Consider the following 288-nt stretch of genomic DNA (forward strand, 5'->3'; position numbering starts at 1 on the left):
CCTCAGCTTCCTGCCGGTCGGTATTATTTTGCTGATCGTTGCTCCGTGGCTGTCCTATGTTCTGTACAAGCCGGAAGTCACCCACAGTGCTGAAGTTGCCGCATGGGCCGGTGATGAACTGAAAACCATGGGTAAACTGACCCGTAAAGAGATAACGCTGATCGGTCTGGTTCTGCTCAGCCTGGGTCTGTGGGTTTTCGGTGGCAAGCTGATTGACGCTACCGCAGTGGGTCTGCTGGCGGTCTCCCTGATGCTGGCGCTGCACGTGGTACCGTGGAAAGATATTAC

Annotated in this window: 1 protein-coding gene; it reads left to right on the forward strand. The window is 55.2% G+C overall.

What is annotated here, in order from left to right; all coding sequences use genetic code 11:
• A partial coding sequence (locus FDX22_RS15840) for an anion permease (RefSeq protein WP_186805329.1) occupies positions 1-288 on the forward strand: 288 nt, incomplete at both ends.

It is taken from the genome of Citrobacter sp. TBCS-14 (genome assembly GCF_005280805.1).
Taxonomy (GTDB): Bacteria; Pseudomonadota; Gammaproteobacteria; order Enterobacterales; family Enterobacteriaceae; genus Citrobacter; species Citrobacter gillenii.